The 24,200-nt window shown below is 60.9% G+C and carries 26 protein-coding genes; 10 read left to right on the top strand and 16 right to left on the bottom strand.

Annotation, left to right across the window (positions count from 1 at the left end; translation table 11 throughout):
- The first annotated feature begins 4 nt into the window (after positions 1-4).
- Positions 5-1,198: a kynureninase gene (kynU, locus tag MCRY_RS16810; protein ID WP_085632011.1), complete on the top strand. Its 1,194-nt coding sequence runs from the start codon at positions 5-7 to the stop codon at positions 1,196-1,198.
- Between the two features lie 27 nt (positions 1,199-1,225).
- On the opposite strand, the gene MCRY_RS16805 is transcribed toward kynU, so the two are convergent.
- The 13 genes from MCRY_RS16805 to iscR form a co-directional block, all read right to left on the bottom strand.
- Positions 1,226-2,008: a gamma-glutamyl-gamma-aminobutyrate hydrolase family protein gene (locus MCRY_RS16805; RefSeq protein ID WP_085632010.1), complete on the bottom strand. Its 783-nt coding sequence runs from the start codon at positions 2,006-2,008 to the stop codon at positions 1,226-1,228.
- A gap of 12 nt (positions 2,009-2,020) precedes the next feature.
- Positions 2,021-2,449, bottom strand: coding sequence for a GlcG/HbpS family heme-binding protein (locus tag MCRY_RS16800; RefSeq protein ID WP_085632009.1), 429 nt, complete (start codon positions 2,447-2,449; stop codon positions 2,021-2,023).
- A 14-nt stretch (positions 2,450-2,463) separates the two neighbouring features.
- Positions 2,464-3,684, bottom strand: coding sequence for a cysteine desulfurase (locus tag MCRY_RS16795; RefSeq protein ID WP_085632008.1), 1,221 nt, complete (start codon positions 3,682-3,684; stop codon positions 2,464-2,466).
- Positions 3,677-4,267 (bottom strand): YIP1 family protein, encoded by a 591-nt coding sequence (locus tag MCRY_RS16790; RefSeq protein WP_085632007.1) that lies wholly within the window; start codon positions 4,265-4,267, stop codon positions 3,677-3,679. The genes MCRY_RS16795 and MCRY_RS16790 overlap by 8 nt, the downstream gene beginning before the upstream one ends.
- On the bottom strand, positions 4,264-4,752 hold the full coding sequence (locus tag MCRY_RS16785; protein WP_085632006.1) for a YIP1 family protein: 489 nt from the start codon (positions 4,750-4,752) through the stop codon (positions 4,264-4,266). Before MCRY_RS16785 ends, MCRY_RS16790 begins: the two co-directional genes overlap by 4 nt.
- Before the next feature lie 6 nt (positions 4,753-4,758).
- Positions 4,759-6,036: a SufB/SufD family protein gene (locus MCRY_RS16780; protein WP_085632005.1), complete on the bottom strand. Its 1,278-nt coding sequence runs from the start codon at positions 6,034-6,036 to the stop codon at positions 4,759-4,761.
- On the bottom strand, positions 6,036-6,791 hold the full coding sequence (gene sufC, locus MCRY_RS16775) for a Fe-S cluster assembly ATPase SufC (protein WP_085632089.1): 756 nt from the start codon (positions 6,789-6,791) through the stop codon (positions 6,036-6,038). The genes MCRY_RS16780 and sufC overlap by 1 nt, the downstream gene beginning before the upstream one ends.
- 42 nt (positions 6,792-6,833) lie before the next feature.
- On the bottom strand, positions 6,834-7,670 hold the full coding sequence (locus MCRY_RS16770; RefSeq protein WP_176234520.1) for an FkbM family methyltransferase: 837 nt from the start codon (positions 7,668-7,670) through the stop codon (positions 6,834-6,836).
- 39 nt (positions 7,671-7,709) lie between these two features.
- Positions 7,710-8,030 (bottom strand): heavy metal-binding domain-containing protein, encoded by a 321-nt coding sequence (locus MCRY_RS16765; protein ID WP_085632003.1) that lies wholly within the window; start codon positions 8,028-8,030, stop codon positions 7,710-7,712.
- A complete protein-coding gene (locus tag MCRY_RS16760; protein WP_085632002.1) occupies positions 8,027-8,206 on the bottom strand; it encodes a hypothetical protein in 180 nt (59 codons plus the stop codon). Before MCRY_RS16760 ends, MCRY_RS16765 begins: the two co-directional genes overlap by 4 nt.
- 45 nt (positions 8,207-8,251) lie before the next feature.
- A complete protein-coding gene (gene sufB / locus MCRY_RS16755) occupies positions 8,252-9,775 on the bottom strand; it encodes a Fe-S cluster assembly protein SufB (protein WP_085632001.1) in 1,524 nt (507 codons plus the stop codon).
- 22 nt (positions 9,776-9,797) lie between these two features.
- A complete protein-coding gene (locus MCRY_RS16750) occupies positions 9,798-10,841 on the bottom strand; it encodes a cysteine desulfurase family protein (protein ID WP_085631999.1) in 1,044 nt (347 codons plus the stop codon).
- Positions 10,842-10,951: 110 nt separating this feature from the next.
- On the bottom strand, positions 10,952-11,410 hold the full coding sequence (iscR, locus tag MCRY_RS16745) for a Fe-S cluster assembly transcriptional regulator IscR (RefSeq protein WP_085631997.1): 459 nt from the start codon (positions 11,408-11,410) through the stop codon (positions 10,952-10,954).
- Positions 11,411-11,584: 174 nt separating this feature from the next.
- On the opposite strand from iscR, the gene MCRY_RS16740 reads away from it, so the two are divergent.
- From MCRY_RS16740 to MCRY_RS16725, 4 genes are read left to right on the top strand one after another with little or no spacing between them, the layout of a single operon-like run.
- Positions 11,585-12,238: an alpha/beta hydrolase gene (locus tag MCRY_RS16740; RefSeq protein WP_085631995.1), complete on the top strand. Its 654-nt coding sequence runs from the start codon at positions 11,585-11,587 to the stop codon at positions 12,236-12,238.
- 12 nt (positions 12,239-12,250) lie between these two features.
- Positions 12,251-12,487, top strand: a complete 237-nt coding sequence (locus MCRY_RS16735; protein ID WP_085631993.1) for a hypothetical protein — start codon at positions 12,251-12,253, stop codon at positions 12,485-12,487.
- 32 nt (positions 12,488-12,519) lie between these two features.
- Entirely contained in the window at positions 12,520-13,098 is a 579-nt protein-coding gene (locus tag MCRY_RS16730) for an HD domain-containing protein (RefSeq protein ID WP_085631991.1), read from the top strand.
- Between the two features lie 48 nt (positions 13,099-13,146).
- Positions 13,147-13,890 (top strand): SDR family NAD(P)-dependent oxidoreductase, encoded by a 744-nt coding sequence (locus MCRY_RS16725; protein WP_085631989.1) that lies wholly within the window; start codon positions 13,147-13,149, stop codon positions 13,888-13,890.
- A gap of 73 nt (positions 13,891-13,963) precedes the next feature.
- On the opposite strand, the gene lpdA is transcribed toward MCRY_RS16725, so the two are convergent.
- The 3 genes from lpdA to MCRY_RS16710 form a co-directional block, all read right to left on the bottom strand.
- Positions 13,964-15,355: a dihydrolipoyl dehydrogenase gene (gene lpdA, locus MCRY_RS16720; RefSeq protein ID WP_085631987.1), complete on the bottom strand. Its 1,392-nt coding sequence runs from the start codon at positions 15,353-15,355 to the stop codon at positions 13,964-13,966.
- Positions 15,356-15,521: 166 nt separating this feature from the next.
- Entirely contained in the window at positions 15,522-15,980 is a 459-nt protein-coding gene (locus MCRY_RS16715; protein ID WP_085631985.1) for a DNA polymerase III subunit chi, read from the bottom strand.
- Positions 15,981-15,984: 4 nt separating this feature from the next.
- Positions 15,985-17,460, bottom strand: a complete 1,476-nt coding sequence (locus tag MCRY_RS16710) for a leucyl aminopeptidase (protein WP_085631983.1) — start codon at positions 17,458-17,460, stop codon at positions 15,985-15,987.
- 131 nt (positions 17,461-17,591) lie between these two features.
- Between MCRY_RS16710 and lptF the strand changes: the two genes are divergently transcribed.
- Genes lptF through pdxA form a run of 5 tightly spaced genes read left to right on the top strand, consistent with a single transcriptional unit; the run spans position 17,592 to position 24,151 of the window.
- On the top strand, positions 17,592-18,725 hold the full coding sequence (gene lptF / locus MCRY_RS16705; protein ID WP_238939853.1) for an LPS export ABC transporter permease LptF: 1,134 nt from the start codon (positions 17,592-17,594) through the stop codon (positions 18,723-18,725).
- Positions 18,722-19,816, top strand: coding sequence for an LPS export ABC transporter permease LptG (lptG, locus tag MCRY_RS16700; protein WP_085631980.1), 1,095 nt, complete (start codon positions 18,722-18,724; stop codon positions 19,814-19,816). The genes lptF and lptG overlap by 4 nt, the downstream gene beginning before the upstream one ends.
- Positions 19,813-21,969: an LPS-assembly protein LptD gene (locus MCRY_RS16695; RefSeq protein ID WP_085631978.1), complete on the top strand. Its 2,157-nt coding sequence runs from the start codon at positions 19,813-19,815 to the stop codon at positions 21,967-21,969. Before lptG ends, MCRY_RS16695 begins: the two co-directional genes overlap by 4 nt.
- Positions 21,957-23,186: a peptidylprolyl isomerase gene (locus tag MCRY_RS16690; protein ID WP_085631976.1), complete on the top strand. Its 1,230-nt coding sequence runs from the start codon at positions 21,957-21,959 to the stop codon at positions 23,184-23,186. The genes MCRY_RS16695 and MCRY_RS16690 overlap by 13 nt, the downstream gene beginning before the upstream one ends.
- Positions 23,183-24,151, top strand: a complete 969-nt coding sequence (pdxA, locus tag MCRY_RS16685; protein ID WP_085631974.1) for a 4-hydroxythreonine-4-phosphate dehydrogenase PdxA — start codon at positions 23,183-23,185, stop codon at positions 24,149-24,151. The genes MCRY_RS16690 and pdxA overlap by 4 nt, the downstream gene beginning before the upstream one ends.
- Positions 24,152-24,200: the final 49 nt, after the last annotated feature.

Raw genomic sequence — 24,200 nt, 5'->3', positions numbered from 1 at the left:
CGACATGACCGATTTCACCGCCACCCGCGCCGCGTTTCACCTGCCCGAAGGCATGATCTATCTCGACGGCAACTCTCTGGGTCCGCTGCCCAAGGCAGTCGCGGCGCGCGTTGCGCAAACCGTAACAGCCGAATGGGGCGATCACCTGATCACTGGCTGGAACGCCTGTGGCTGGATGGACATGCCCGCGCGGCTGGGCGACCGGATCGGACGGCTGATCGGCGCGGAACCGGGTCACGTAGTGGTCGGCGACACGCTGTCGATCAAGGTGTTTCAGGCGCTCGCCGCCGCGTTGAAGCTTAACCCGGACCGGCGCGTGATCCTGTCGGACACCGGCAATTTCCCCTCGGATCTCTACATGGCCGAAGGGCTGATCTCGCTCCTCGGGCCTGACTACGAGCTGCGCCTTGTCGCCCCCGAAGAGGTCGAGACCTCCATCACCGACGACATCGCCGTGACGCTGATCACCGAGGTCGATTACCGCACCGGGCGCAAACACGACATGGCCGCGCTGACCGCCAAGGCGCATGCCAATGGCGTGGTGACAATCTGGGATCTGGCGCATTCCGCTGGTGCGCTGCCGGTTGATCTGGCCGGGGCCAAGGCCGATTTCGCGGTCGGCTGCACCTACAAGTACCTCAACGGCGGCCCCGGTGCGCCCGCCTTCATCTACGTGTCACCGCGCCATGCCGACATGGCGTTGCCCGCGCTCTCGGGCTGGCTGGGCCATGACAGCCCCTTCGCCTTCGATCTGGACTACACACCCGGTGCGGGCATCGCCCGCATGCGGGTCGGCACACCGCCCATCGTGCAGATGGCCGCACTCGATGCGGCACTGGACGCGTGGGACGATGTGGACATGGCGGACCTGCGCGCGCGCTCCATTGAACTGTCCGACCGCTTCATCGCCGGGGTCGAAGCGACCTGCCCCGATCTGATCCTCGCCAGCCCACGCGACGCGACACAGCGCGGTTCTCAGGTGAGTTTCCGCTTTGCTGATGGCTACGCCGCGATGCAGGCGCTGATTGCGCACAAGGTGATCGGGGATTTTCGCGCGCCGGACATCATGCGGTTCGGGTTCACACCGCTTTACCTGAACGAGCAGGACATCGACGCTGCCATCGAAATCTTGGCAAACATCATGCGCGACCGTCTTTGGGACACACCTGAATTCAAACAGCGCAAAGCAGTCACCTGAGGCGCGGCGGTCTCCGTCAACGGAGACTTACACCGCGTTGACGCGTTGTCCGCCGGTCACACGGCCCTGTGCCCAGTCCCGCACCGCATCGCCGAACGCCTGAAACAGCGGGCGCGACACCGGGTCGTTGGAGGCGTCCCATTCCGGGTGCCATTGCACCGACAGGGTAAAGCCCGGTGCATCCTTGATAAACGTCGCCTCGGGTGTGCCATCGGGCGCATGGCCTTCGATGACGATGCGCGCGCCGGGGGTCTTGATCCCCTGCCCGTGCAATGTGTTGGTCATCACCTCGGACGCGCCGAACAGGCGGTGGAACACGCCCCCCTCCTGCAGGGTCACAGCATGGCGCAGGGCGAATTTTTCCTCCAGCGTGCCATCGGGGGGCATCCGGTGGTTCATCCGCCCCGGCAGGTCGCGAATCTCGGGATGCAGCGTACCACCCATCGCGACGTTCACTTCCTGAAAGCCACGACAGATGCCAAGAAACGGCTGACCGCGTTCGACACAGGCCCGCACCAGCGGCAGGGTGATCGCGTCGCGGGCGCGGTCGAAGGCGCCATGCGCCTCGGTCTCGGCCTCGCCATATTCCTCGGGATGCACGTTGGGACGCCCGCCGGTCAGCAAGAACCCGTCGCACACCTCAAGCAGTTCATTGACCGACAGGAACCGTGGATCGGCGGGCACCAGCAGCGGCATGCAGTCCGATACCTGCGCGATCGCCTCAGAGTTCATCGACCCGCCCGCATGCGCGGGGTACTGATCATTGATCAGATGCTGGTTGCCGATGATGCCGACGACGGGCCGCGCCATAATGAACTATCCTTATATTTCCGCAGTCAGACCCACGGATTCGATTCCCACCTTGGCAGCGGCTGCATCATTGTCTGATGTATCACCAGTCACGCCAACAGATCCCAGCACAACGCCCTTGGCATCGCGCACAAGCACGCCACCCGGCACCGGAACCATCTGCCCGCCAAGAGCCGCGCCTGCAGCGGTGATGAAATAGCCTTGTTCTTCGGCCCGTTTTTTCTGCGCCGTGCCCGCCATACCCAGCATGACCGAGCCATAAGCTTTGGCATGGGCGATTTGGAACCGCCCCGGGCTTGCCCCGTCCTCACGCTCGAACGCCTGAACATTGCCACCCGCATCCAGTACGATCACGGAAAGCGGTTTCATCTCGGCTGCGCGCCCTGCTTCAAGCGTCTTTCGGATGATGGTGCGCGCGCGGCGCAAGGATAGGTTTGCCATGCTGTCCCCCCAATTCAGGCAAAAAGATCATGCGCCAGTTCCAGCGCATCCACCAGTTTGTCCACTTCTTCTTCCGTATTGTACATCCCGAACGACGCGCGGCACGTGGCGGTCAGGCCCAGATGATCCATCAACGGCCCTGTGCAATGCTGACCCGCCCGCACCGCGACACCCTTTTTATCAAGGATGGTCGAGATGTCATGCGCATGGGCTGCGCCATCCAGCGTGAAACTGAAAATCGCCGCTTTGTCGGGCGTTGTGCCCTGCACTTGCAGCCAATTCAGGCCATCCAGACGCGTCCGCGCATAATCACGCAGCTTTTTCTCGTGGGCGGCAATCTTGTCCATGCCGATCCCCATCATGTAGTCCAGCGCTACGCCAAGGCCGATCTGCTGCACGATACCGGGCGTGCCCGCCTCGAACATCATCGGCGCGTCGTTCCACGTCACCTCGTCTTTGTGGACCTCGCGGATCATGTCGCCGCCACCAAGGAACGGCTGCATCTCGGCCATCCGCGCCTTCTTCATATAGATCGCACCCGACCCGGACGGACCGTAAAGCTTGTGCCCGGTGATGGCGTAGAAATCACAACCAATGTCATCCACGTTGACCGGCATGTGCACGGCGGCCTGTGACCCGTCGATTAGGCTGACAATCCCTCGCTCGCGCGCTGCGGCGCAGATGGTCTTCACATCCACCACAGTACCCAGCACATTCGAAAGATGAGTGACCGCAACAAGCTTGGTCTTCGGCCCCATAGCGGCGATCACGGCCTCAGGGTCGAGATAGCCTGTGCTGTCCACATCGACCCATTTGATCACAATGCCCTGCCGTTCGCGTAGAAAATGCCAGGGCACGATGTTGGCATGATGCTCCATCACCGACAGGATGATCTCATCTCCCGCCTGCAGGTTCGGCATCCCCCAGCCATAGGCAACAGTGTTGATCCCCATGGTGGTGCCGGTGTTCATGACGATCTCGTCTTCGTCCTTCACACCAAGGAACTTGGCGATCACACCCCGTGTGCTTTCGTACTTTTCGGTCGCAAGGTTCGACAAATAATGCAGCCCGCGATGCACATTCGCATATTCCTCGGCATAGGCCCGAGTGATCGCGTCGATCACAACCTGCGGCTTCTGCGCACTGGCCCCATTATCAAGGTAAACCAAAGGCTTGCCATTCACCTCGCGCGACAAGATCGGGAAATCGCGGCGAATTTCGGTGACGTCATACATATCCAGGAATCCCTCCGGTCGATACGCCAAGAAGGCTGAAAATCAGGCTCAGCCCCAGCATCATACCCACAACGGCCAGCAACAAGACCAAACCTGCGCGCAGCAGGCTCCCGGTCTCGTGGGCCACATCAATGAAGTTCACGAAGATCCAGATGCCCAGCACCGACCCGGCACTGATCAGGACCCCCGACAGAAACAGGCTCATCGGCCCAACAAGCGCGACAGCGCCTTGCAACAGCACCCGCAGCGCCTGCAGCCAGATCACAAGGATGGCGATCTGCGCATAGCTTGCACGGCCCCCCAGCGGCCTGCCACACAGCGTCACCGCCACGATCAGCGCCGCAACCGATACCGCCAGCATCGCGCCGAACACGGTTGGATTGGCCAGCACAGGGCCAAACATGTCATCCGCAGGCACCAGCATTAGCGAGGCAGAGAACATCAGCGTGTTCAGCACGATCACCAGCGCAAAAGCCAGCCACAAGGCCTGCGACGGCAGATTCATCGCCATCAAAAGCCGCGCCACATCGCGCGGCGCTGTCACGGTGTTGACCGCCAGCCGAAGGAACCCCGCCAACGTCACGCGGCCGCCCCGCGATACGCCGCAAGCATGCCCGAGATCCAGAACCACATGAAAACACAGAACCAGATCAGGCCGACGATGGTCAACTGAATGCCCGCGCCGATATACCCCGCAACCAACCCGTTCAGCAGGATCAACGGCGACGATGCCAAAAGGCTCCAGAACAACGCGATCCGCGCATTGTAGGACGGCCCTTTGCCGCCGATCGCCCGGGCGATCAGGTGTGCAACAAAGGCCAGCACGTAAAACAACAACGGTGCGAGAAACACCGTCGCCATCAACGTACCGCCCAAAAGCATGTTCAACTCCAAGCCCTCAAGATGCGCCTGACGTGCCAGTGCGGGCCAACGTGCGATGAACAGGATCGCACACGCCCCCATCAGGATGGCCAAGGCACGGTCTTCGCGCTGTCCGGCACTCACCAGACGACGCACCACCTTGCCCGGCCCCCGATACGTGGCCGCGATATCCTGCGTGAATGGCATCGCTGTTTAGCCGCGCCGCCGCGACAGCCACGCTTCGACGCGGCTGTTGATTTCGTCCTGAAGCGCCTCGTTCTCGATCTCCATCACCGCTTCGGCAAGGAAGGCGATGGTCAGAAGATCCGTCGCTGGCCCCTCGTCGATCCCGCGCGACCGCAGATAGAACAAGCCTTCTTCGTCAATCGCACCGGACGTAGAGCCATGCGAGCAGGCCACGTCATCGGCGTAGATCTCAAGCTCTGGCTTGGCAAGAAACTGGCTGTCCTCGTCCAAAAGCAGCGATTGGCTGATTTGGTAACCGTCCGTTTTCTGCGCGCCTTCCTTGACAAGGATCTTGCCCTGAAACACGCCCGTCGCGCCGTTGCGCAGCACCTTCTTGAACACCTGTCGGCTTTCACAATTCAGCGCGTCATGGGTGATGAACACGGTATCGTCATGGTGGAAATCGCCATCGCCCACACAGGCCCCAGCGATGTGCGCCACCGCATTGTCGCCGGTCAGCTCGATCACGCATTCATTGCGCGTGAGCACGCCATTGGCCGTGAGGGTGAACGACTTGAACACCGATTCCTCACCCAGACGGGTAAAGATCGCAGTTGCCGCACGACGTTCATGGTCGCGGCCCTGTGCACGCACATGGTGGAACGTGCCGCCACCCGCGATCTCGACCTCCATGCACTTGTTGAACCGCGCCGCGGCCGGGCCATTTTCCAAAAGGGTCAATTCAGCCCCGGAATCAATCTTCACAACATGATGGAGGATCGCGTCGGAAACCTCTGATTCATGGCGATAAATCAGACTGATTGGCTTCGGCGCCTTACCCGTGACATGGATCAAAAGACCGTCCGAGGCGAAGGCCGTGTTCAACGTCGCCAAAGGACGATGCACCGGGGTCTGCCCGCGGGTTTCAAGCACACCGTAAACGTCTTTGGCCCAATGAATATCCGGCGCATCGGCCAGCCGATCGATGCTGACATGCGCCATCGCCAGATCATCCGACTCGTCGGCGCTGAACACGCCATCGACGAATACGATCTTCAGGCGATCCACTGCACCAAAGATCAAAGCCTCATCGCTCTCCAGCAGTGCTGCCTTCGGCGCGTCCGGCTGCACGAGAGTGTCGGGACGGGTGTATTTCCAATACTCGTCCCGGGCGTTCGGCAGTCCCATCGCCTGCACTCGCGCCAAAGCATCCTCGCGCGCTGCTTGCGCCCAACCGCCCTTCGGCATGTCGAGCGCCGCAAGCCGCGCGTCGGTGGCATCCTGTTTGATCTGTGGCAACGCCATTACACTGCCTCCGCCAGAAGGTCCGCATAGCCGTTGTTTTCGACCTCAAGCGCCAGCTCGGGACCACCGGTCTTGATGATCCGGCCGTCCGCCATGATGTGCACCACGTCCGGTTTGATATGGTCCAACAGGCGCTGGTAGTGCGTGATGACAAGGAACCCACGGCCCTCATCGCGCAGCGCATTCACGCCATCGGCGACCAGTTTCATTGCATCGACGTCCAGACCCGAGTCGGTCTCGTCAAGAATGCACATCTTCGGCTCAAGCATCGCCATCTGCAGGATTTCGTTCCGCTTTTTCTCACCACCCGAGAAGCCCACATTAACCGGACGCTTCAGCATATCCGCGTCGATTTTGAGGTCTTTCGCCTTGGCGCGGATCACCTTGAGGAATTCGGTCGCCGACATTTCCTCTTCACCGCGCGCCTTGCGCTGGGAATTCACGGCCGTGCGCAGGAAAGTCATGTTACCGACCCCGGGAATTTCCACAGGATACTGGAACGCTAGGAATACGCCCGCCGCCGCGCGCTCTTCCGGCTCCATCTCAAGGATGTCCGCGCCGTCCAGCGTCGCCGATCCTTCGGTCACCTCATAGCCGTCCTTGCCCGACAGCACATAGGACAGGGTCGATTTGCCAGACCCGTTCGGGCCCATGATCGCATGCACCTTTCCAGCTTCGACCGTCAGGTTCACACCCTTGAGGATCTGCTTGTCTTCTTCCTCAAGTTGCACGTGCAAGTTTTTGATTTCCAGCATGTCTTTCCCCATTTTCCTTTGGCGTATCCGGTCGTTCCGGGATCACGCATGTTCCAATTCAGTTAGGTAGGCGGCACAATCCGCCTCAGCAATCGTGCCCCGCTCCACCAGAAGCGACAGGCACCGCACCACCAGATCCGGGCTGCGGAAACAGCCTTCAGCCAGCAGCGCGAGATGTTTCAGGCGTTCGTCCGGCGCGTCACCCAGATCGAACAAGTCCTTGATAAAGACGGCATCGCCGTCGATCAGCTGGTTGCGGGCCACCTTGTTCGGGATCGTGGCACCGGCCAGCTTGGACGAAATCGGGATCGATTTGACGAACATGAACTTGTGGAGCTGAAAACCCTGCTCCCGCATCACGGCCATCTGCGTGTCCACCAGGGGTTGGTCTTCGTAAAGCGGCACAAACGCTACTTCGGTCATCACCGCAGCACAGGTCTTCAATGCCTCGCGCCCATGGTTGAAGACATCCACCTCCCCGCCCTGAATGTCGATCTTCAGGAAATCGACCTGCCCCAGCCCGTCGATATCATCCAGCCGCTTGGTTGGCATCTCGATCCGTTCCAGCACGCGCCCTGCCCGATGATAGCGCCCCAGAAAATCGAAGGTCTTGATGTTCGGCTCCAGCAGCGACGTGAACCCGGATGTCTTGCAGACCTTGAGCTCCTTGTCGGTGCCATCGCCAACCGCAAACGGAAAGAACCGCGCTGTCTCCGATTGCATTGGCTCAAGCGCCTTGAACGCCGCCTCCTGAGGCTCAAACCCAGTGACGCGCGCAAGCCCTGCAGCAAACAAAGGCTGGTAGTCCGGCGCAGATATCGGGTTTGCGCCCACATCCACAATCTCGATCAACCGCTCTGGCTGCAGCAGATCATGCAAAAGCGTCAGCCTTGTATGCCCCTCAGCCAACATTGCAGCTCAGCCCCGATCCGTCAGAACAGCTGTGCCGCTGGCCGACACCATCAACATTGAATTGCCAACGACTTCGTAATCCAGATCAACGCCGACCACGGCATTGGCACCCAAGGCGACGGCACGCTGCTCCAACTCGCGCATCGCCACATCGCGCGCATCCTGCAACTTTGCCTCATAGGCACCGGACCGGCCGCCGACGATATCTGTGATCGACGCAAACACATCGCGGACAACATTGGCCCCCATGATCGCCTCACCAACCACGATCCCTTTGTAATCAAGGATCTTCTGGCCTTCGATATTATTGGTCGTCGTGATGATCATGTCTTCCTCTTCAATACCAGCTGCGCAAAAAGCGACCCCAGAAAACCGGATGCAAAAGCCAGCGCAATCGCCATCCACATCGCAAGGGCGTCCGTCACAACGTCCACCACCACTGCAAACCCCGCACAGAACAGTCCGGTCACAACCGAGGTGATCAGGATCGCGGACATCGGCATGGCACACAGTGCGGCGCGGACCGGTTTGGCCCGCCCCGGCTCTCCTTAACCCACGGACCCTTCAAGCGAGATCGCCACCAACTGCTGCGCTTCCATGGCAAACTCCATCGGCAGCGCCTGCAACACGTCGCGGCAGAACCCGTTGACCACCAGTGCCACGGCCTCTTCTTCGTCCATGCCGCGCTGGCGGCAGTAGAACAGCTGGTCGTCATCCACCTTGGAGGTGGTCGCCTCATGCTCGACCCGCGAAGAGTTGTTCTTGACCTCGATATACGGCACCGTATGCGCCCCGCACTGACTGCCGATCAGAAGGCTGTCGCACTGGGTGTAGTTGCGGCTGTTCTTGGCTTTGGGATGCATCGACACCAAACCGCGGTAGGTGTTCTGCGCATGGCCCGCACTGATCCCTTTGGACACGATCCGGCTCTTGGTGTTCTTGCCAAGATGGATCATCTTCGTGCCGGTATCGGCCTGCTGGTAGTTGTTGGCGATGGCGATGGAATAAAACTCGCCTTGGCTGTCGTCACCGCGCAGGATGCAGGACGGGTATTTCCACGTCACCGCCGATCCGGTCTCGACCTGCGTCCACATCACCTTGGCCCGGTCACCCCGGCAATCGGCACGTTTGGTGACAAAGTTGTAGATACCACCCTTGCCGTTCTCGTCGCCCGGATACCAGTTCTGCACGGTCGAGTATTTCACTTCGGCGTCTTCTTCGATGATGATCTCGACCACCGCCGCGTGCAGCTGCGCCACATCGCGCTGCGGTGCGGTACACCCTTCGAGATAGGACACATACGATCCCTTGTCGGCGATGATCAGCGTGCGTTCGAACTGGCCGGTGTTTTCCGCGTTGATCCGGAAATACGTGGACAGTTCCATCGGGCAGCGCACGCCCGGCGGCACATACACAAAAGACCCATCCGAGAAGACCGCGCTGTTCAGCGTGGCATAATAGTTGTCCGACACCGGCACGACCGACCCCAGATACTTCTTCACCAGCTCCGGGTGGTCCTTGATCGCTTCCGAGATCGAACAGAAGATAACGCCCGCCTCTTTCAGCTCTTTCTGGAAGGTCGTGCCCACAGAGACGGAATCGAACACGGCATCGACAGCAACCTTGCGGCCCTCTGCCGGCATGTCTTCGGCCCCTTCAACCCCAGCTAGGATCAACTGTTCTTTCAGCGGAATACCCAGCTTTTCATACGTCGCGAGCAGCTTGGGATCGACCTCGTCAAGCGACTTGGGTTTCACTTCCATGCTTTTCGGGCGCGCATAATAATACTGGTCCTGAAAATCGATCTCGGGATAGTCGACCATCGCCCATGTCGGCTCTTCCTTCTGGAGCCAGCGCTCATAAGCAGCCAGACGCCATTCGGTCATCCATTCGGGTTCTTCGTTCTTTTCCGAGATCAGCTTCACGATATCCGGGCTCAGGCCCTTCGGCGCGTATTCCATCTCGATGTCGGTGTTCCAGCCATGCTTGTACTTGCCACCAACCTGGCGCACCGCATCGACGGTTTCCTGATCCACGCCTTCCTTGACGGTCACATTATCCAAAGCAGCCATGCTTGCACCCCTGTCTTGTTACTCACGCGGCTCGCGCGCGGTGTTTTTCCCATTTGGCCCGCCACGTCTCGGCGAACCGGATCACGTCGTCTTCGGTTGTCTGCGGCCCCAGCGACACGCGGATCGCGCTGCTGGCCGTGGCCGTGTCGAACCCCATCGCAGTCAGAACCGCGCTGGCTTTCACCTTGCCGCTGGAACAGGCGGACCCGGCGCTGATCGCAAAACCGGCAAGGTCCATCTGCATCACCTGCGTCTCACCCTTCCAACCGGGTGTGGCGAAGCAGGTCGTGTTCGGCAGGCGCCTTACATCTTTCCCGACAAAAATAGTCTCTTTAGCGTCAGCCTCAATAGCTGAATCTAGAATGTTTCTAAGTTTTTCGATCCGATCCCAGACACCGTCTTCCAGATCCCGTGCCGCAGCCTCTGCCGCCGCCCCGAACCCCGCGATGCCGATCACGTTCTCGGTCCCCGACCGACGCCCCATCTCCTGACCGCCACCGCGAATCTGCGCCGCAAGATCGGTCCCGCGCTTCATCACCAATGCACCGATCCCCTTGGGACCGCCAAGCTTATGGGCAGAAATCAACGCCATCTCGCAGCCCAGCCAATTGAACGCCACCGGCAGTTTGCCGAAGGCCTGCGTCGCATCGATCACAGCCATCCCCTGCGGCAAGCCCTGAACGATCCCGGTCTCCGAATTCGCCAATTGCACTGCGGATCGCTCCGGCTCGGTCACCGCCACCTGTCCCGCCGCATCAACACCCAGCACCGGATCAATCCACGCCCTGACCGCATCATGCTCGATCTCGGCCCCGAACAAACCGCGCCCCGCACAAGCCAGCGCCGCCGCCTCGGTGGCGCCCGAGACGAACACCACATCCGCCCCATCCGCACCAAAGGCCGTTGCCACCTGCGCCCGCGCCCGCTCGATCACGGCTTTGGCCGCACGCCCCTCCGCATGCACCGAAGACGGATTGCCCGACACCTGCATCGCCGCGATCATCGCGTCACGCGCCTCGGCGCGCAGCGGTGTTGTCGCGTTATGATCCAGATACACCCGCGCCATTCAGCCCACCGCTTGCTTCTTTGGGCCCCAAATACCTCGGGGGAGTCGCGCATCGCGCGACGGGGGCAGCGCCCCCAACCTGTCGGATTGGCGCAGCCAATTCGAAACCATCACTCATCCACCACGGCAAAAAGGTTCGGCACGGCAGGACACGGCGCCAGCGTGTTGCCCACCACATCCGACAAGCGCGTCTGATGCAGGAACACATAAACATGCGCCGACAGGCCTTCCCACAACCGGTTGGTCATGGATTGCGCCCGACTGCCCGACAAACCGCCCGAGGCGCCCGCGCCCTTGTGCATGGCGTCCACCGTCTCATCGACCGCACTTAGCACATCGACCACGCGAATGTCGCTTGCCGCCTTGGCCAGACGATAGCCACCGCCCGGACCGCGCACCGACGTCACCAACCCGGCCCGGCGCAGCTTGACGAACAGCTGCTCGAGATAGGGCAACGAAATATCCTGCCGTTGCGCGATGTCGCCCAGCGTCACCAAGGTGCCGTCCGGCTGCAGCGCGATATCCGCCAAGGCGACCATCGCATACCGACCTTTCGTGCTCAGTTTCATGGCCGACTCCCAAACGCCTCTGCGACACAATTGACCTTACATGGGCAATTGCCTATGTGCGGATAACCAATTCGGGGAACAATCCCGATTTAGAACCATTCTAAGAAGCCTGAGTGAAGCTGTCAAGATTTACGGACCGCTGCACCTGAGCCCAAGCAGGAGCCACCACCGCCTATGCCCGAGGTGATTTTTCCCGGACCCGAAGGCCGCCTCGAAGGCCGCTATCATCCCCAGAAAGAAAGCGATGCACCGATCGCGATCATCCTGCATCCGCACCCGCAGTTCGGCGGGACGATGAACAACAAGGTGGTCTACAACCTGCATTACGCCTTCTACAACATGGGCTTCACCGTTCTGCGCTTCAACTTCCGCGGTGTCGGCCGAAGCCAGGGCGAATACGATCAGGGCATCGGCGAACTCAGTGATGCCGCCTCTGCACTCGACTATCTGCAGTCGATGAACAACAACTCCAAGCATTGCTGGGTTGCCGGCTTCAGCTTTGGTGCGTGGATCGGTATGCAGCTGTTGATGCGCCGCCCCGAGATCACCGGCTTCATCTCGGTCAGCCCACCTGCCAACATGTACGACTTTTCGTTCCTCGCGCCCTGCCCGTCCTCTGGCCTGATCATCAACGGCACCGGAGACCGCGTTGCTCCACCTGCCGATACGACGACGCTTGTGGGCAAGCTGTCCGAGCAAAAAGGCATCACCGTCACCCATACTGAGATCGAAGGCGCCGACCACTTCTTCAAGGAACCGCACATGGACACGATGATCGACCATGTGACCGGCTATGTGAAGCGACGCCTGACCGAAAACAGCCGTTAAGGATTACCGTCCATGTCGATGGTGCAAGAGCTTGCTGAAAAGCTGGCCGACGACACTCTCAAGGCCATGAAACATCTCGACGACGACCGCTTCTTCATGGAAGTCGCGGCCGAACTCGGGGCGGCATCGACCACGTTGGAAGAGGCGTTCCTGACCGCGATCCGCGTGCGGCTTGCCGAACGCAAGGCACGCGCCTTTATCCGGGCGCGGATCGAAGGTCAGAAGAAAGACGAAAACTTCGGGCGCTGACCGCAACCAATCCGCAAACGTGCAGAGGTGACATGTCCCGCTTGGACCAACAGATGGCGTTCCTGACAGAAGCGGACCGCCTCAAGACCGTCCTGCGGGCCACCACGCTCTGTGATGGTTCGAGGCTGGAAAACAGTGCAGAACACTCTTGGCACATCGCGCTTTATGCCTTGGTTCTGGCCGAACATTCGGACGAACAGCTTGATACTGGCAAGATCGTCAAGATGCTCTTGCTGCACGACATCGTCGAGATCGACGCAGGCGATGCTCCGGTGTTCGGAGACCACGATGCCGAAGCATTGGCGATCCGTGAAAAAGCTGCAGCCGACCGGCTCTTTGGCCTGCTGCCCGACAATCAGGCGCAGGAATTCCGCGCGGTCTGGGAAGAGTTCGAAGCCAACGCAACACCCGAAGCGCAGTTCGCCAAATCCCTAGACCGGATGCAACCCCCGATGCAGAACCTTGCATCAGGCGGCGGATCGTGGATCGACTACGATGTGACCTATGACCGATTTGCCGCCCAGATCGGTCCCAAGATCAATCACGGTGCGCCAAAAATCTGGGCATGGCTCCAGCCCAAAGTAGCGGCATTCTTTGCGGCAAAGGACTGACACGCTTTGGTCCTCGCACCGCAGCACAACATCCCCTAGAGTGACATCATGTCAGACACACCGCACCAACGCACCCTGCTGCTCACCGGCGCCAGCCGCGGCATCGGCCATGCCACTGTCAAGAAATTCGCCGCCGAAGGCTGGCGCGTGATCAGCTGCTCGCGGCAGGCTTTTTCGCCCGACTGTCCGTGGCCGGGGGGCGAACGCAACCACATTCAAGTCGACCTCGCAGACCCGCAACAGACGATGGAGGCCGTGCGCATTGTCAAGGAACGCCTTGATGGCGGGCGGCTAGATGCTTTGGTGAACAACGCCGGGATTTCACCGAAAGGCCCCGAGGGGGAACGCCTCAGCACATTGGACACCGACCTGCGCGATTGGGGCAAGGTGTTTCACGTCAACTTCTTCGCGTCTGTCGTGCTCGGGCGCGGGTTGAAAGACGAACTGGCCAAGGCACAGGGGTCCATCGTCAACGTCACCTCAATCGCTGGCGCGCGGGTACACCCGTTTGCCGGGGCGGCCTATGCGACGTCGAAAGCAGCGCTCGCTGCGTTAACGCGGGAAATGGCTCATGATTTCGGGCCTTTAGGCGTGCGTGTGAATGCCATTGCACCGGGCGAGGTCGAAACAAGTATCCTCAGCAAAGGCACCGACAAGATTGTCGAAAAACTGCCGATGCGGCGGCTGGGCCAGCCGTCCGAAGTGGCGGATGTGATCTATTTCCTGTGCTCGGGCCAAAGTGGGTACGTCACCGGCACCGAGATTGAAGTGAACGGCGGTCAGCACGTCTGACGACATGACAGATTATTCGTACGAATAATCTGCCCCGGCAGGATTTTCGTACGAAAATCCTGTGAACCCCGCCCTAGTAGTGAATCGCCCGCCCCCAGGCATCCAGCACGGCCTCATGCATCATCTCGGACAGGGTCGGATGCGGGAACACCGTCTGCATCAGGTCCTCCTCGGTGGTCTCCAACTGCCGCCCGACAACATAGCCCTGGATCAGCTCGGTCACTTCCGCGCCCACCATATGCGCCCCCAAGAGCGCGCCGGTTTTCGCATCGAACACCGTCTTGATCATCCCCTCGGGTTCCCCGAGTGCAATCGCCTTGCCATTGCCGATAAACGGGAAGCGCCCGACCTTGATGTCAAAGCCCTTTTCCTTGGCCTGCGCCTCAGTCAGGCCGACGCTGGCCAACTGCGGCTGGCAGTAGGTGCACCCCGCAATGCTGTCCGCCTCGACCGCGTGAGGATGGCCGCCTGCGATCAGTTCCGCCACCATCACACCCTCATGGCTGGCTTTGTGTGCAAGCCAAGGCGCGCCAGCGATGTCGCCGATGGCATAGACCGCCTCTACCCCGGTGCGACACATCGGGTCGGTCACCACATGGGTGCGGTCTACCTTGACACCCAAGGCCTCCAGCCCCAGCCCTTCGGTATTTCCGACGATGCCGACGGCGGAAATGACCGTGTCGAACTCTTCCTTGGTGACCTTTCCGCCCTGTTCGATATGCGCGGTGACCTTGCCTTTGCTGCGATCCAGCTGTTTGACCATGGCCTTTTCACGTATGGTCATGCCCTGCTTTTCAAACTGTTTCTTTGCGAAACCGCTGATCTCGGCGTCCTCGACAGGCAGGATGCGGTCCATCACTTCGACCACCGTCGTATCGGCACCAAGCGTGTTGTAGAAACTTGCGAATTCGATGCCGATGGCGCCAGAGCCAATGACCAAAAGCTTCTTCGGCATCCGGTTCGGGACAAGCGCGTTTTTGTAGGTCCAGACCAGGTCGCCATCTGCCTCGAGCCCCGGCAATTCACGGGCGCGAGCACCTGTGGCGACGACGATGTTTTTCGCGGTCAGGTCTTCAACCCCCTTGTCGGTCTTGACCTGCACCTTGCCTTTGGCGGGGATCGTGGCCTCGCCCATCAACACGGTGACTTTGTTCTTCTTGAGCAGATGCCCGACCCCGGAGTTCAATTGCTTCGCAATCCCGCGCGAGCGTTTGACGACCGCGTCCAGATCATAGCCGATGCCCTCGGCCTTGAGCCCAAATTCCTTGGCGCGGTGCATGAGGTGAAAGACTTCAGAGGTGCGCAGCATGGCCTTGGTCGGGATACAGCCCCAGTTGAGACAGATGCCGCCCAGATGTTCGCGTTCGACAATCGCCACACTCAGCCCAAGCTGCGCGCCTCGGATGGCGGCGACATAGCCGCCGGGGCCTGCGCCGATCACGATCATGTCGAAGCTCTTGCTCATGGCCTGCTTTCCTCCCTCAAGGTCAGGTTTGAGGCAAAGCGTAGGCCAAAGCGTCTGGGCTCACAATGGGGCACGGAGAATAGGTCCGGATCGGCCCGAATGTTTCGCACGCGAAACAATGGGTCAAGAGAGCTGACCGTTTAACGGTCTGTTAATAAATCGAAATTCAGGCCTCAGCCTTCTTTTCCCAACGGCCGGATTCCTCGGACCAATATTGCGCCGAACAGCCCGCACCGGTCAGGCTCCGCCATTGGCCACGTGCCACATCGACAGCGGTGGGATCATTGCCATCGAAAAGGATACAGACCCGTTCCAGCCGCTGCACCTCGTCCGGCGCAACCTCTGCGCCATCCACGGTCATGACGCATTGCGGCTTGTTTGCCGCCGCGGTCTCCACCGTCAAAAGCACAGGCTGCGCTGTGTCGTGCGGCCCACCCGCAAGGCCGTGCGGCAGGAAGCCCTCTTCTGGTCCAAGCCACAGTTTCTGGTCCAGCCAGTCCATACGCGCGGCATCTGTTCCCCGCACCGCAACGCGCCAGCCCGCGCCAAGTGCCTTGCCCAGAAGCATGGGCAAGGTCGCCTCGAGCGGCTTTTGCGTTAGGTGGTAGAAATAGGCCGCGCCCATCGGATCAGTCTTTCGCCTCGAACTTGTCTGCGATCAGGCGGTCGAGCGCGCGCACGCCCCATCCCGTTGCGCCCTTTGGTGACAGGTCCAGATCGGCCTTCACATGTGCAACACCCGCGATGTCGAGGTGAATCCACGGCATGTCGTCCTTGACGAACCGCTTGAGGAACTGCGCCGCCGTCACCGACCCGGCGGGACGGCCGCCGATGTTTTTCATGTCAGCCACGGGCGATTTCAGCATGTCGTCATAGGCTTGACCCAAGGGCATCCGCCACGCGCCTTCTTTCTCGGTCTCCGCGGATTTGAGGAACGCGTTGACCAAAGGTTCGTCGTTCGAATAGACGGCGGCGTTTTCATGCCCCAAGGCAATGATACAGGCCCCCGTGAGGGTGGCGAGGTCAATCATCGCGGCAGGTTTCTCGGTCTCTTGCGCATGCCACATGACATCGCACAGAACCAAGCGGCCTTCGGCATCGGTGTTCACCACTTCAATCGTGTCGCCTTTCATGGAGGCCACCACGTCACCCGGGCGCACTGCGTTGCCCGACGGCATGTTTTCCACAAGTCCCACCATGCCGACCACATTGGCCTTGGCCTTGCGTTTGGCGACTGCGTGCATGACGCCCGCGACCACACCCGCGCCGCCCATGTCCATGGTCATGTCTTCCATGCCAGCGGCTGGTTTTAGCGAGATGCCCCCAGTGTCGAACACGACACCCTTGCCGATCAGCGCCAGAGGTGCGGCGCCCTTGACCCCGCCTTTCCAGCGCATGATGACCACTTTCGACGGGCTATCGGACCCTTGTCCGACGCAGAGCAGCGCGCGCATGCCCAGCTTTTCGAGCGCCTTTTCTTCCAGCACTTCGACCTCGACACCGAGAGCGCGAAGGGCTTCCAGCCGTTTGGCGAATTCGGTGGTGGTGAGCACGTTGGCGGGTTCATTCACAAGGTCGCGGGTGAAATGCACGCCTTCGGCGACAGCAATGCGCGGAGCGGCAGCCGCTTCGGCCTCTTCGGGTTTGGTACACATGAAAGTGGCCGGGCCGAATGGATCGCCTTTCTTGGTCTTGTGATCGTCAAAGCCATAGCCGCGCAATGCGACGCCCAAGGCGATCTCTTCGGGCCGCGCGGTGCCTTCGACCAGCACCGTCATCGCGGATGATCCGGCAGCGACCGCCAGAGCCGCCCCAGCCTTGCGCGCCAACTCCGGCGAAGGACGACGGGACAGTTTGACCAGATCGACCGCTTCAGCCTGAAGACCGACTGGCCATGCCAGCGTCATGGCCTTGCCTTCCGACATCTTTTCCCAAGCCTCTGATCCGGTTGCCCGTGCCAGCGCGCCCTTGGTGAGCCGGTTCAACCGCCGGGCACCTGCGCTTAATTTGAGATCGGGTGTGATAAAGACCGCGATCCGGCCTTCTGCGGTCGCCAAAGCGTCGATATCGACCGGCACAAATGCGAGTGCGCGAAGTTCCGCCATGTTCTGCTCCGTATGTTGGTTTGGATATAGGGGTAGCGCCCGTGCACGCGGTTGACCAGAGGCTGGTTTTACCTCAAACCCTAGACTATGGGCCATCCCGGCCCACTCTATGTCGTGTGAAGGGGTCCGCTTTGCCAAGATTCGACAGATACGTGCTGTCGCAACTCATGGTCCTCTTTGGGTTCTTCGCGCTTGTGCTGGTCGCGGTCTACTGGGTGAACCGGGCTGTGGTGCTGTTTGACCGGCTGATCGCGGACGGTCATTCGGCGGGAGTGTTCCTTGAGTTTACCGCGCTCAGCCTGCCCGGCGTGATCGCGCTGGTGCTGCCAATGGCGTCATTTGCCGCTGCTGTCTACGTCACCAACCGGCTGATGGGCGACTCGGAACTGACGGTGGTGCAGGCCACCGGGTACAGCCCGTGGCGGCTGGCACGACCCGTAGCAATGTTCGGTTTGATCGTGGCGCTGATGATGTCGGCGCTGACGCATGTTCTGGTGCCAGCGTCGATGGCGCAACTCAAGGAACGTGAGGTCGAGATTTCGGGGTCCGTCAGCGCACGGCTTTTGCGCGAAGGGGCCTTTCTGCATCCCGGACCCGGGGTGACATTCTTTATCCGAGACATCACCCCAGAGGGCGAATTGCGCGATGTCTACCTGTCGGATCGTCGTCAGGACGACCGCGAGGTGACCTATACGGCCGAGCGCGCCTATGTGGTGCAGGCCGAGGAAGGCCCGCGTCTTGTCATGGTGAGCGGGTTGGCACAGACCCTACGGCCCGACACGCGCACCCTGTCGACGACGCTTTTTCAGGATTTCACTTACGATATCAGCACGCTGATCGTGCAAAACCAGAACCTCAGCCTGCGGCCACGGCACCTGCCGACATGGGATCTGTTGACGCGACCCGAAGCGATGGCCGCTTTGACCGAGGTGCCGCGGGCGCGGATCAATGAGGAACTGCACGGCCGATTTCAGCAAGCCTTGTTGGGTCTGGTTGCCGCGCTGATCGGGTTCTCTACCCTGCTGACAGGTAGTTTCAGCCGCTTTGGCGTTGGGCGGCAGATCGTTGTGGCGATCTTTCTGCTGGTCCTCATCAAGCTGGTCGAAAGTGCGGTCACCGACCCCACCCGTAACAGCGCAGCCCTTTGGCCATTGATCTATTTGCCATCAGTGGTTGGCATTGCCATGGCCGTCGGAGTGTTGCATCTGGCGGCGCGCCCGTTCCGCAAACCGCGCGGCGCTGCGATGACGGAGGTGTCGGCATGACGCTACATCTTTATTTCGCGCGCCGGTTTTTGTGGACGTTTCTGGCGATCTTTGGGATTTTCTTTTTGTTTCAGGTGCTTCTTGATCTGGTTGAACAAATCCGGCGGTTGGACAACTCGGTCAGTTTTCCCGAAGTGGTCAAGCTGACCCTGCTGAACACACCTGAGGGCATGTACCAGATCCTGCCCTTGGTGATGATCCTGTCCTCCATCGCGCTGTTCGTGGCACTGGCACGGTCGTCCGAACTGGTGGTGGCACGCGCGGCGGGGCGGTCGGGCTTGACGGCGCTGGTGGGGCCGATTGTGGTCGCAGCGGTGATTGGCGGCTTGGCTGTGGCGATGGGTAACCCGATCGTGGCGGCAACATCAAAAGCCTATTCCGACCTGCGCGAAACCTATCGCAATGGCGGCACCTCGGCGTTGTCTATCGGAGCCGAAGGATTATGGCTGCGGCAGTCCGACCCACGCGGGCAAACGGTGATCCGGGCCGCGCGGGCGAACGCCAACGGAACCGTGCTTTATGACGTTATGTTCGTGGCCTATGCCGAAGGTGGCGGCCCAGTGCGCCGGATCGAGGCAGCAGAAGCTGAACTGGCCAACGGGGCGTGGACCCTGCGGGAGGCCAAGGTCTGGCCGCTGGTGGCAGGGGTGAACCCGGAGACCAATTCGGTACTGCATGACGAATTGATCGTCGCCTCCACACTGACTGAGGACAGTATCAAGGACCGCTTCGGACGGCCCTCGGCCATCTCGGTCTGGGAGCTGCAAGGGTTCATCACCGATCTTGAGGACGCGGGCTTTTCGGCGCGACGTCATGCGGTGTGGCTGCAGATGGAACTCGCGCGGCCGGTCTTTCTGATTTCGATGGTGCTGATCGGTGCCGCCTTCACGATGCGACACAGCAGAATGGGCGGCACGGGAGTTGCGGTGCTGTCAGCGGTTCTTCTTGGCTTTTCATTGTATTACGTGCGAAACTTTGCGCAAATCCTAGGCGAGAATGGACAATTGAACGCACTGGCTGCGGCATGGGTTCCACCACTTGCGTCTGTGCTGTTGGCGCTGGGATTGATCCTGCACAGGGAGGACGGATGACTGTGCGATCCATTCTTGCCCTGATTGCGGTAGTGCTGCTGTGGTCTGCTCCCGTACACGCGCAATCCAGCAATGTGATGCTTTTGGCGGATCAGGTATTGGTCGAACAGGGCGGCGACACGCTTGTGGCGACGGGCAATGTTGAGGCGTTGCATGACGGCACCCGACTGACTGCGTCATCCATCATCTACAACCGCGCCGCCAATACGCTTGAGATTCAGGGCCCGATCCGGATCACCCAACCCAATGGCGATGTGTTGACTGCAACGCAGGCGGAACTGGATCAGGGGTTTGAAAACGGGCTGCTGGAAAGCGCGCGCTTCGTTCTCGACGAACAGCTTCAGATCGCCTCGGCCCGCGCGGCACGTGTGCAAGGGCGCTACACGGCGATGAGCCAAGTGGCCGCAACCTCGTGTCAGGTCTGCGGCAGTGACCGCCCCCCGCTTTGGGCGATCCGGGCCAGCCGCGTCGTGCACGACGCCGAAGAACGCCAAATCTATTTCGACAATGCACAGCTTCGAGTTCTTGGCGTCCCGGTGTTCTACATGCCAAGGATGCGCCTGCCGGACCCGACGCTGGAGCGGGCACGCGGGTTCATGATTCCCGAACTCAAGACAACGACTCTGCTGGGTTTCGGCATCAAGCTGCCGTACTTTATCCCGATTGGGGATCACGCCGATCTGACGCTGACCCCCTATGTGTCGCCCATCACACGGACACTGGAGCTGCGCTACAGGCAGGCGTTCCGCACCGGCGACATCAAGGTGAACGGTGCGATCAGTCGCGATAATCTCGACAGCGGCGACTTGCGCGGTCTGTTCTTTGCGGAAGGCGCGTTCACCCTGCCCCGTAATTTCCGCCTGTCCTTCGACATCGAAGCCGTGAGCGACGACGCGTATCTTAACGATTACAACAGCGCCTTCAAAAAAGACCGGCTGGACAGCGCCCTGACTTTGTCGCGCACCCAAAGAGACCGGTTCTTTTCGCTGGGACTGATCCATTACGAGAGCCTGACTGACGGCGAAAACAACGCAACCCAACCAACGATCATCGGTGACCTGCGCTACAATCGCCGGTACTTTCCCAAGGCAATCGGCGGCGAGGTGCGACTTGGATTTCAAGTCCACGGCCACTACCGCTATTCGAACACGGATATCGACGGCAACGATGCCGACACAGTCGTCGACGGACGCGATGTTGGACGGGCCAATCTGGATCTGAGCTGGCGCGACCGCTGGACGCTTGCGGGTGGACTTCGTGCCGGTGCCGTGGCGCAGCTTTGGGTCGATCATTTCATCGTTGAACAGGATGCCGTGGCAGCTGGCGACTACACCAAGGTCACACCTGCGGCATCGGTTGAGCTGCGCTGGCCCTTCGTCAAACAGACGGCGACGGGCGCACGCGTGCTGGTCGAACCGATTGCACAGGTCGGATGGATTGGCGGCGAACGGTCAGGTGTGCCGAATGACGAAAGCACGCGGGTTGAATTCGACGAAGGCAATCTGCTGTCGCTGTCGCGCTTTCCGGCACCCGACCGTCGCGAACGCGGTTTGATCGGCGCTGCCGGCTTGCGCTGGATGCGGCAGGACCCGGAAGGCTGGCGCGCTGCCCTGACATTGGGACGGGTCTGGCGCGACGAGGTGGACACGGCTTTTTCGCGGTCATCCGGGCAGGACAGCACCGCGTCCGATTGGCTGATTGCCGGGCAATTCGCGCATCAGAACGGATTGCAGCTTTTGGCGCGCGGTCTGTATGACAGCGACCAAACCCGGTTCACCAAGGCCGAGATGCGCGCCAATGTCACCCGTGACCGCTACACTTTGGGTGCGTCCTACATTCTGCTCACGACAGATCCGCTAGAAGACCGCGAAGACGCCCAGTCGCAATGGCGGGTCAATGGGCGCTATAATATCGACCGCAACTGGACTGCCACCGGCAGCACGCGATACGACATCGCCGAGGGGCAGTTCCTGAATGCAGGGGTTGGCGCGGAATACCGCAATGAATGTGTCGCGGTGGACTTTTCGGTCTCGCGCAGCTTTGCCTCTTCCACTAACCTTGAACCATCTACCGATTTCGGCCTGACCGTCGCGCTGACTGGCTTCAGCACTGGCGGCAGCGGCAAGGAGTACCGCCGTTCATGCAGCTACTGAACACGTCCATCCGCAAATTGAGCGCGCTTGCTCTTGGCATCACCTTGGCTTTTGGCCCTGTCTCGGCGCAGGCGCAAAACATGTTTGCTCCGGTCATCCGCATCAATGACAGCGTGGTCACCGCCTATGAACTCGAGCAGCGGCAACGGATGTTGACCGTGCTGAATGCGCCGGGCAACGCGGCAGATCTGGCACGTGAACAGCTCATCGACGACCGTTTGCGGATACAAGCCGCCGAAGCCGCAGGCATTATCCCGTCGCCCGAAGAGGTGCTGGACGGGATGGAGGAATTTGCGCAGCGCGCCAACCTGACCCGTGACGAGTTCCTTCAGGCGCTTGAGGGCAACGGCGTGGCGGCACAGACCTTTCGCGACTTCGTCCGCGCGGGGCTAAGCTGGCGTCTGCTGGTTCAGGCACGCTTTGCCGGACGGGTGAACCTGTCGGAAGCGGAAATCGACCGCGCGCTAGGAGCGTCGGGTGGATCGTCGGTGCGGGTTCTGTTGTCGGAAATCATCATGCCCGCCCCGCCGCAACAAGCCGAAGCGGTGCGCGCGCGCGCCGATCGGATCAGCCAGATCACGTCAGAGGCTGAATTCTCGGCCCAGGCACGTCAGTTCTCGGCCACCGCGACACGCGGCGCCGGGGGCCGGTTGCCGTGGCAGAACCTTGAAAACCTGCCGCCTGTGCTCCGCCCGCTTGTTCTGGCGCTGGCACCGGGGGAGGTGACAGATCCGATCCCGATCCCCAACGCCGTGGCCTTGTTCCAGCTGCGCGGGGTCGAGGAAACAGGCTTTACCGCGCCGACCTATTCGGCGATCGAATATGCCGCCTATTACCTGCCCGGTGGCCGGTCGGATGCGACGCTGGCGCAGGCGCGGGTGTTGGCCAGTCAGGTGGACCGCTGCGACGACCTTTACGGTGTCGCCAAAGGCAAGCCCGAAGAAGCGCTGGAGCGTCAGGCGTTGCCACCCGCGGACATCCCCACGGACATGGCATTCGAGCTGTCCAAACTTGATCCCGGCGAAGTGTCCACGGCGCTGACCCGGTCAAATGGCCAAACGCTGGTGTTCCTGATGCTTTGCGGGCGCACCGCCGAGGTCAATGACGACGTGGACCGCGACCAGTTCGCTTTGGGCCTCCGCAATCAGCGGCTCAATTCGCTTGCCGAAAGCTATCTGGCACAATTGCGTTCCGACGCCCGCATCGTCACGCAATGAGTGCAGCGCCGATTGCCCTGACCATCGGGGAACCTGCCGGGATCGGACCCGAGCTGGCCGGGATGGCATGGGAGGCGTTGCGTGGAGAGGTGCCGTTTTTCCTGATCGGTGATCCTGCGCATTTGCCAGACGGCACCGACTGGTCCGAAATTGCAGCCCCAGACGAAGCGACGCCTAAGACCAGCGCCCTTCCCGTGTTGCCGCATCAGTTCGAGGGGCCGCGCACCCCCGGCCTGCCGCAACCGGAACAGGCCAAGGGCGTTGTGGCGGTGATCGAACGCGCCGTTGCACTGGCCGCGTCGGGCAAGGTGGGTGGTGTTTGCACCCTGCCAATCCACAAACAGGCGCTTCAGGAAGGGGCCGGGTTCGGGTTCCCCGGCCATACCGAGTTTCTGGCCCATCTGTGCGACACAAGCGACGTGGTGATGATGCTGGCCGGGTCGCAACTGCGTGTGGTGCCGGTGACAATCCATATTCCGCTGTCAGAGGTCAAACTGGCGCTGACGGCCGATCTGCTGGAGACCCGCATTCGAATCACCCACACCGCGCTGGTGACGCAATTCGGGATCGCTCAACCGCGGTTGGCGGTGGCGGGCCTCAACCCGCATGCGGGCGAAGGCGGTCGCATGGGGCGCGAAGAGATCGACGTGATTGCACCAGTGCTGGAACGGTTGCGGGCGGAAGGCATGATGATTGCCGGGCCTTTATCAGCGGACACGATGTTTCATGCCGCGGCTCGCACAGGGTATGACGCGGCGATCTGCATGTATCACGATCAGGCACTGATCCCGATCAAGACGCTGGATTTCGACCGGGGCGTGAATGTGACGCTGGGCCTGCCGATCATCCGAACCTCACCGGATCACGGCACCGCTTTTGACATTGCAGGCACCGGGCAGGCCAACCCGACTTCGACCATCGAGGCGCTGCGCATGGCGTGGCGGCTGGCGAATGCAGCGTCCTGACGACGGATTAGTTGGATGGGACAGAGTTTGCATATTTTGAAAAAGAAGA

Source organism: Marivita cryptomonadis (assembly GCF_002115725.1).
GTDB classification, from domain to species: domain Bacteria; phylum Pseudomonadota; class Alphaproteobacteria; order Rhodobacterales; family Rhodobacteraceae; genus Marivita; species Marivita cryptomonadis.
The sequence above is the reverse complement of the archived record's forward strand: the minus strand, read 5'-3'. Positions and strand labels throughout refer to the sequence as shown.

Bases quoted from the DNA above. Each gene is read 5' to 3' on its own strand.
- kynU (WP_085632011.1), top strand. From the start codon at position 5: ATGACCGATTTCACCGCCACCCGCGCCGCGTTTCACCTGCCCGAAGGC.
- MCRY_RS16805 (WP_085632010.1), bottom strand. From the start codon at position 2,008: ATGGCGCGGCCCGTCGTCGGCATCATCGGCAACCAGCATCTGATCAAT.
- MCRY_RS16800 (WP_085632009.1), bottom strand. From the start codon at position 2,449: ATGGCAAACCTATCCTTGCGCCGCGCGCGCACCATCATCCGAAAGACG.
- MCRY_RS16795 (WP_085632008.1), bottom strand. From the start codon at position 3,684: ATGTATGACGTCACCGAAATTCGCCGCGATTTCCCGATCTTGTCGCGC.
- MCRY_RS16785 (WP_085632006.1), bottom strand. From the start codon at position 4,752: ATGCCATTCACGCAGGATATCGCGGCCACGTATCGGGGGCCGGGCAAG.
- MCRY_RS16780 (WP_085632005.1), bottom strand. From the start codon at position 6,036: ATGGCGTTGCCACAGATCAAACAGGATGCCACCGACGCGCGGCTTGCG.
- sufC (WP_085632089.1), bottom strand. From the start codon at position 6,791: ATGCTGGAAATCAAAAACTTGCACGTGCAACTTGAGGAAGAAGACAAG.
- MCRY_RS16765 (WP_085632003.1), bottom strand. From the start codon at position 8,030: ATGATCATCACGACGACCAATAATATCGAAGGCCAGAAGATCCTTGAT.
- MCRY_RS16760 (WP_085632002.1), bottom strand. From the start codon at position 8,206: ATGCCGATGTCCGCGATCCTGATCACCTCGGTTGTGACCGGACTGTTC.
- sufB (WP_085632001.1), bottom strand. From the start codon at position 9,775: ATGGCTGCTTTGGATAATGTGACCGTCAAGGAAGGCGTGGATCAGGAA.
- MCRY_RS16750 (WP_085631999.1), bottom strand. From the start codon at position 10,841: ATGGCGCGGGTGTATCTGGATCATAACGCGACAACACCGCTGCGCGCC.
- iscR (WP_085631997.1), bottom strand. From the start codon at position 11,410: ATGAAACTGAGCACGAAAGGTCGGTATGCGATGGTCGCCTTGGCGGAT.
- MCRY_RS16740 (WP_085631995.1), top strand. From the start codon at position 11,585: ATGCCCGAGGTGATTTTTCCCGGACCCGAAGGCCGCCTCGAAGGCCGC.
- MCRY_RS16735 (WP_085631993.1), top strand. From the start codon at position 12,251: ATGTCGATGGTGCAAGAGCTTGCTGAAAAGCTGGCCGACGACACTCTC.
- MCRY_RS16730 (WP_085631991.1), top strand. From the start codon at position 12,520: ATGTCCCGCTTGGACCAACAGATGGCGTTCCTGACAGAAGCGGACCGC.
- MCRY_RS16725 (WP_085631989.1), top strand. From the start codon at position 13,147: ATGTCAGACACACCGCACCAACGCACCCTGCTGCTCACCGGCGCCAGC.
- lpdA (WP_085631987.1), bottom strand. From the start codon at position 15,355: ATGAGCAAGAGCTTCGACATGATCGTGATCGGCGCAGGCCCCGGCGGC.
- MCRY_RS16715 (WP_085631985.1), bottom strand. From the start codon at position 15,980: ATGGGCGCGGCCTATTTCTACCACCTAACGCAAAAGCCGCTCGAGGCG.
- MCRY_RS16710 (WP_085631983.1), bottom strand. From the start codon at position 17,460: ATGGCGGAACTTCGCGCACTCGCATTTGTGCCGGTCGATATCGACGCT.
- lptG (WP_085631980.1), top strand. From the start codon at position 18,722: ATGACGCTACATCTTTATTTCGCGCGCCGGTTTTTGTGGACGTTTCTG.
- MCRY_RS16695 (WP_085631978.1), top strand. From the start codon at position 19,813: ATGACTGTGCGATCCATTCTTGCCCTGATTGCGGTAGTGCTGCTGTGG.
- MCRY_RS16690 (WP_085631976.1), top strand. From the start codon at position 21,957: ATGCAGCTACTGAACACGTCCATCCGCAAATTGAGCGCGCTTGCTCTT.
- pdxA (WP_085631974.1), top strand. From the start codon at position 23,183: ATGAGTGCAGCGCCGATTGCCCTGACCATCGGGGAACCTGCCGGGATC.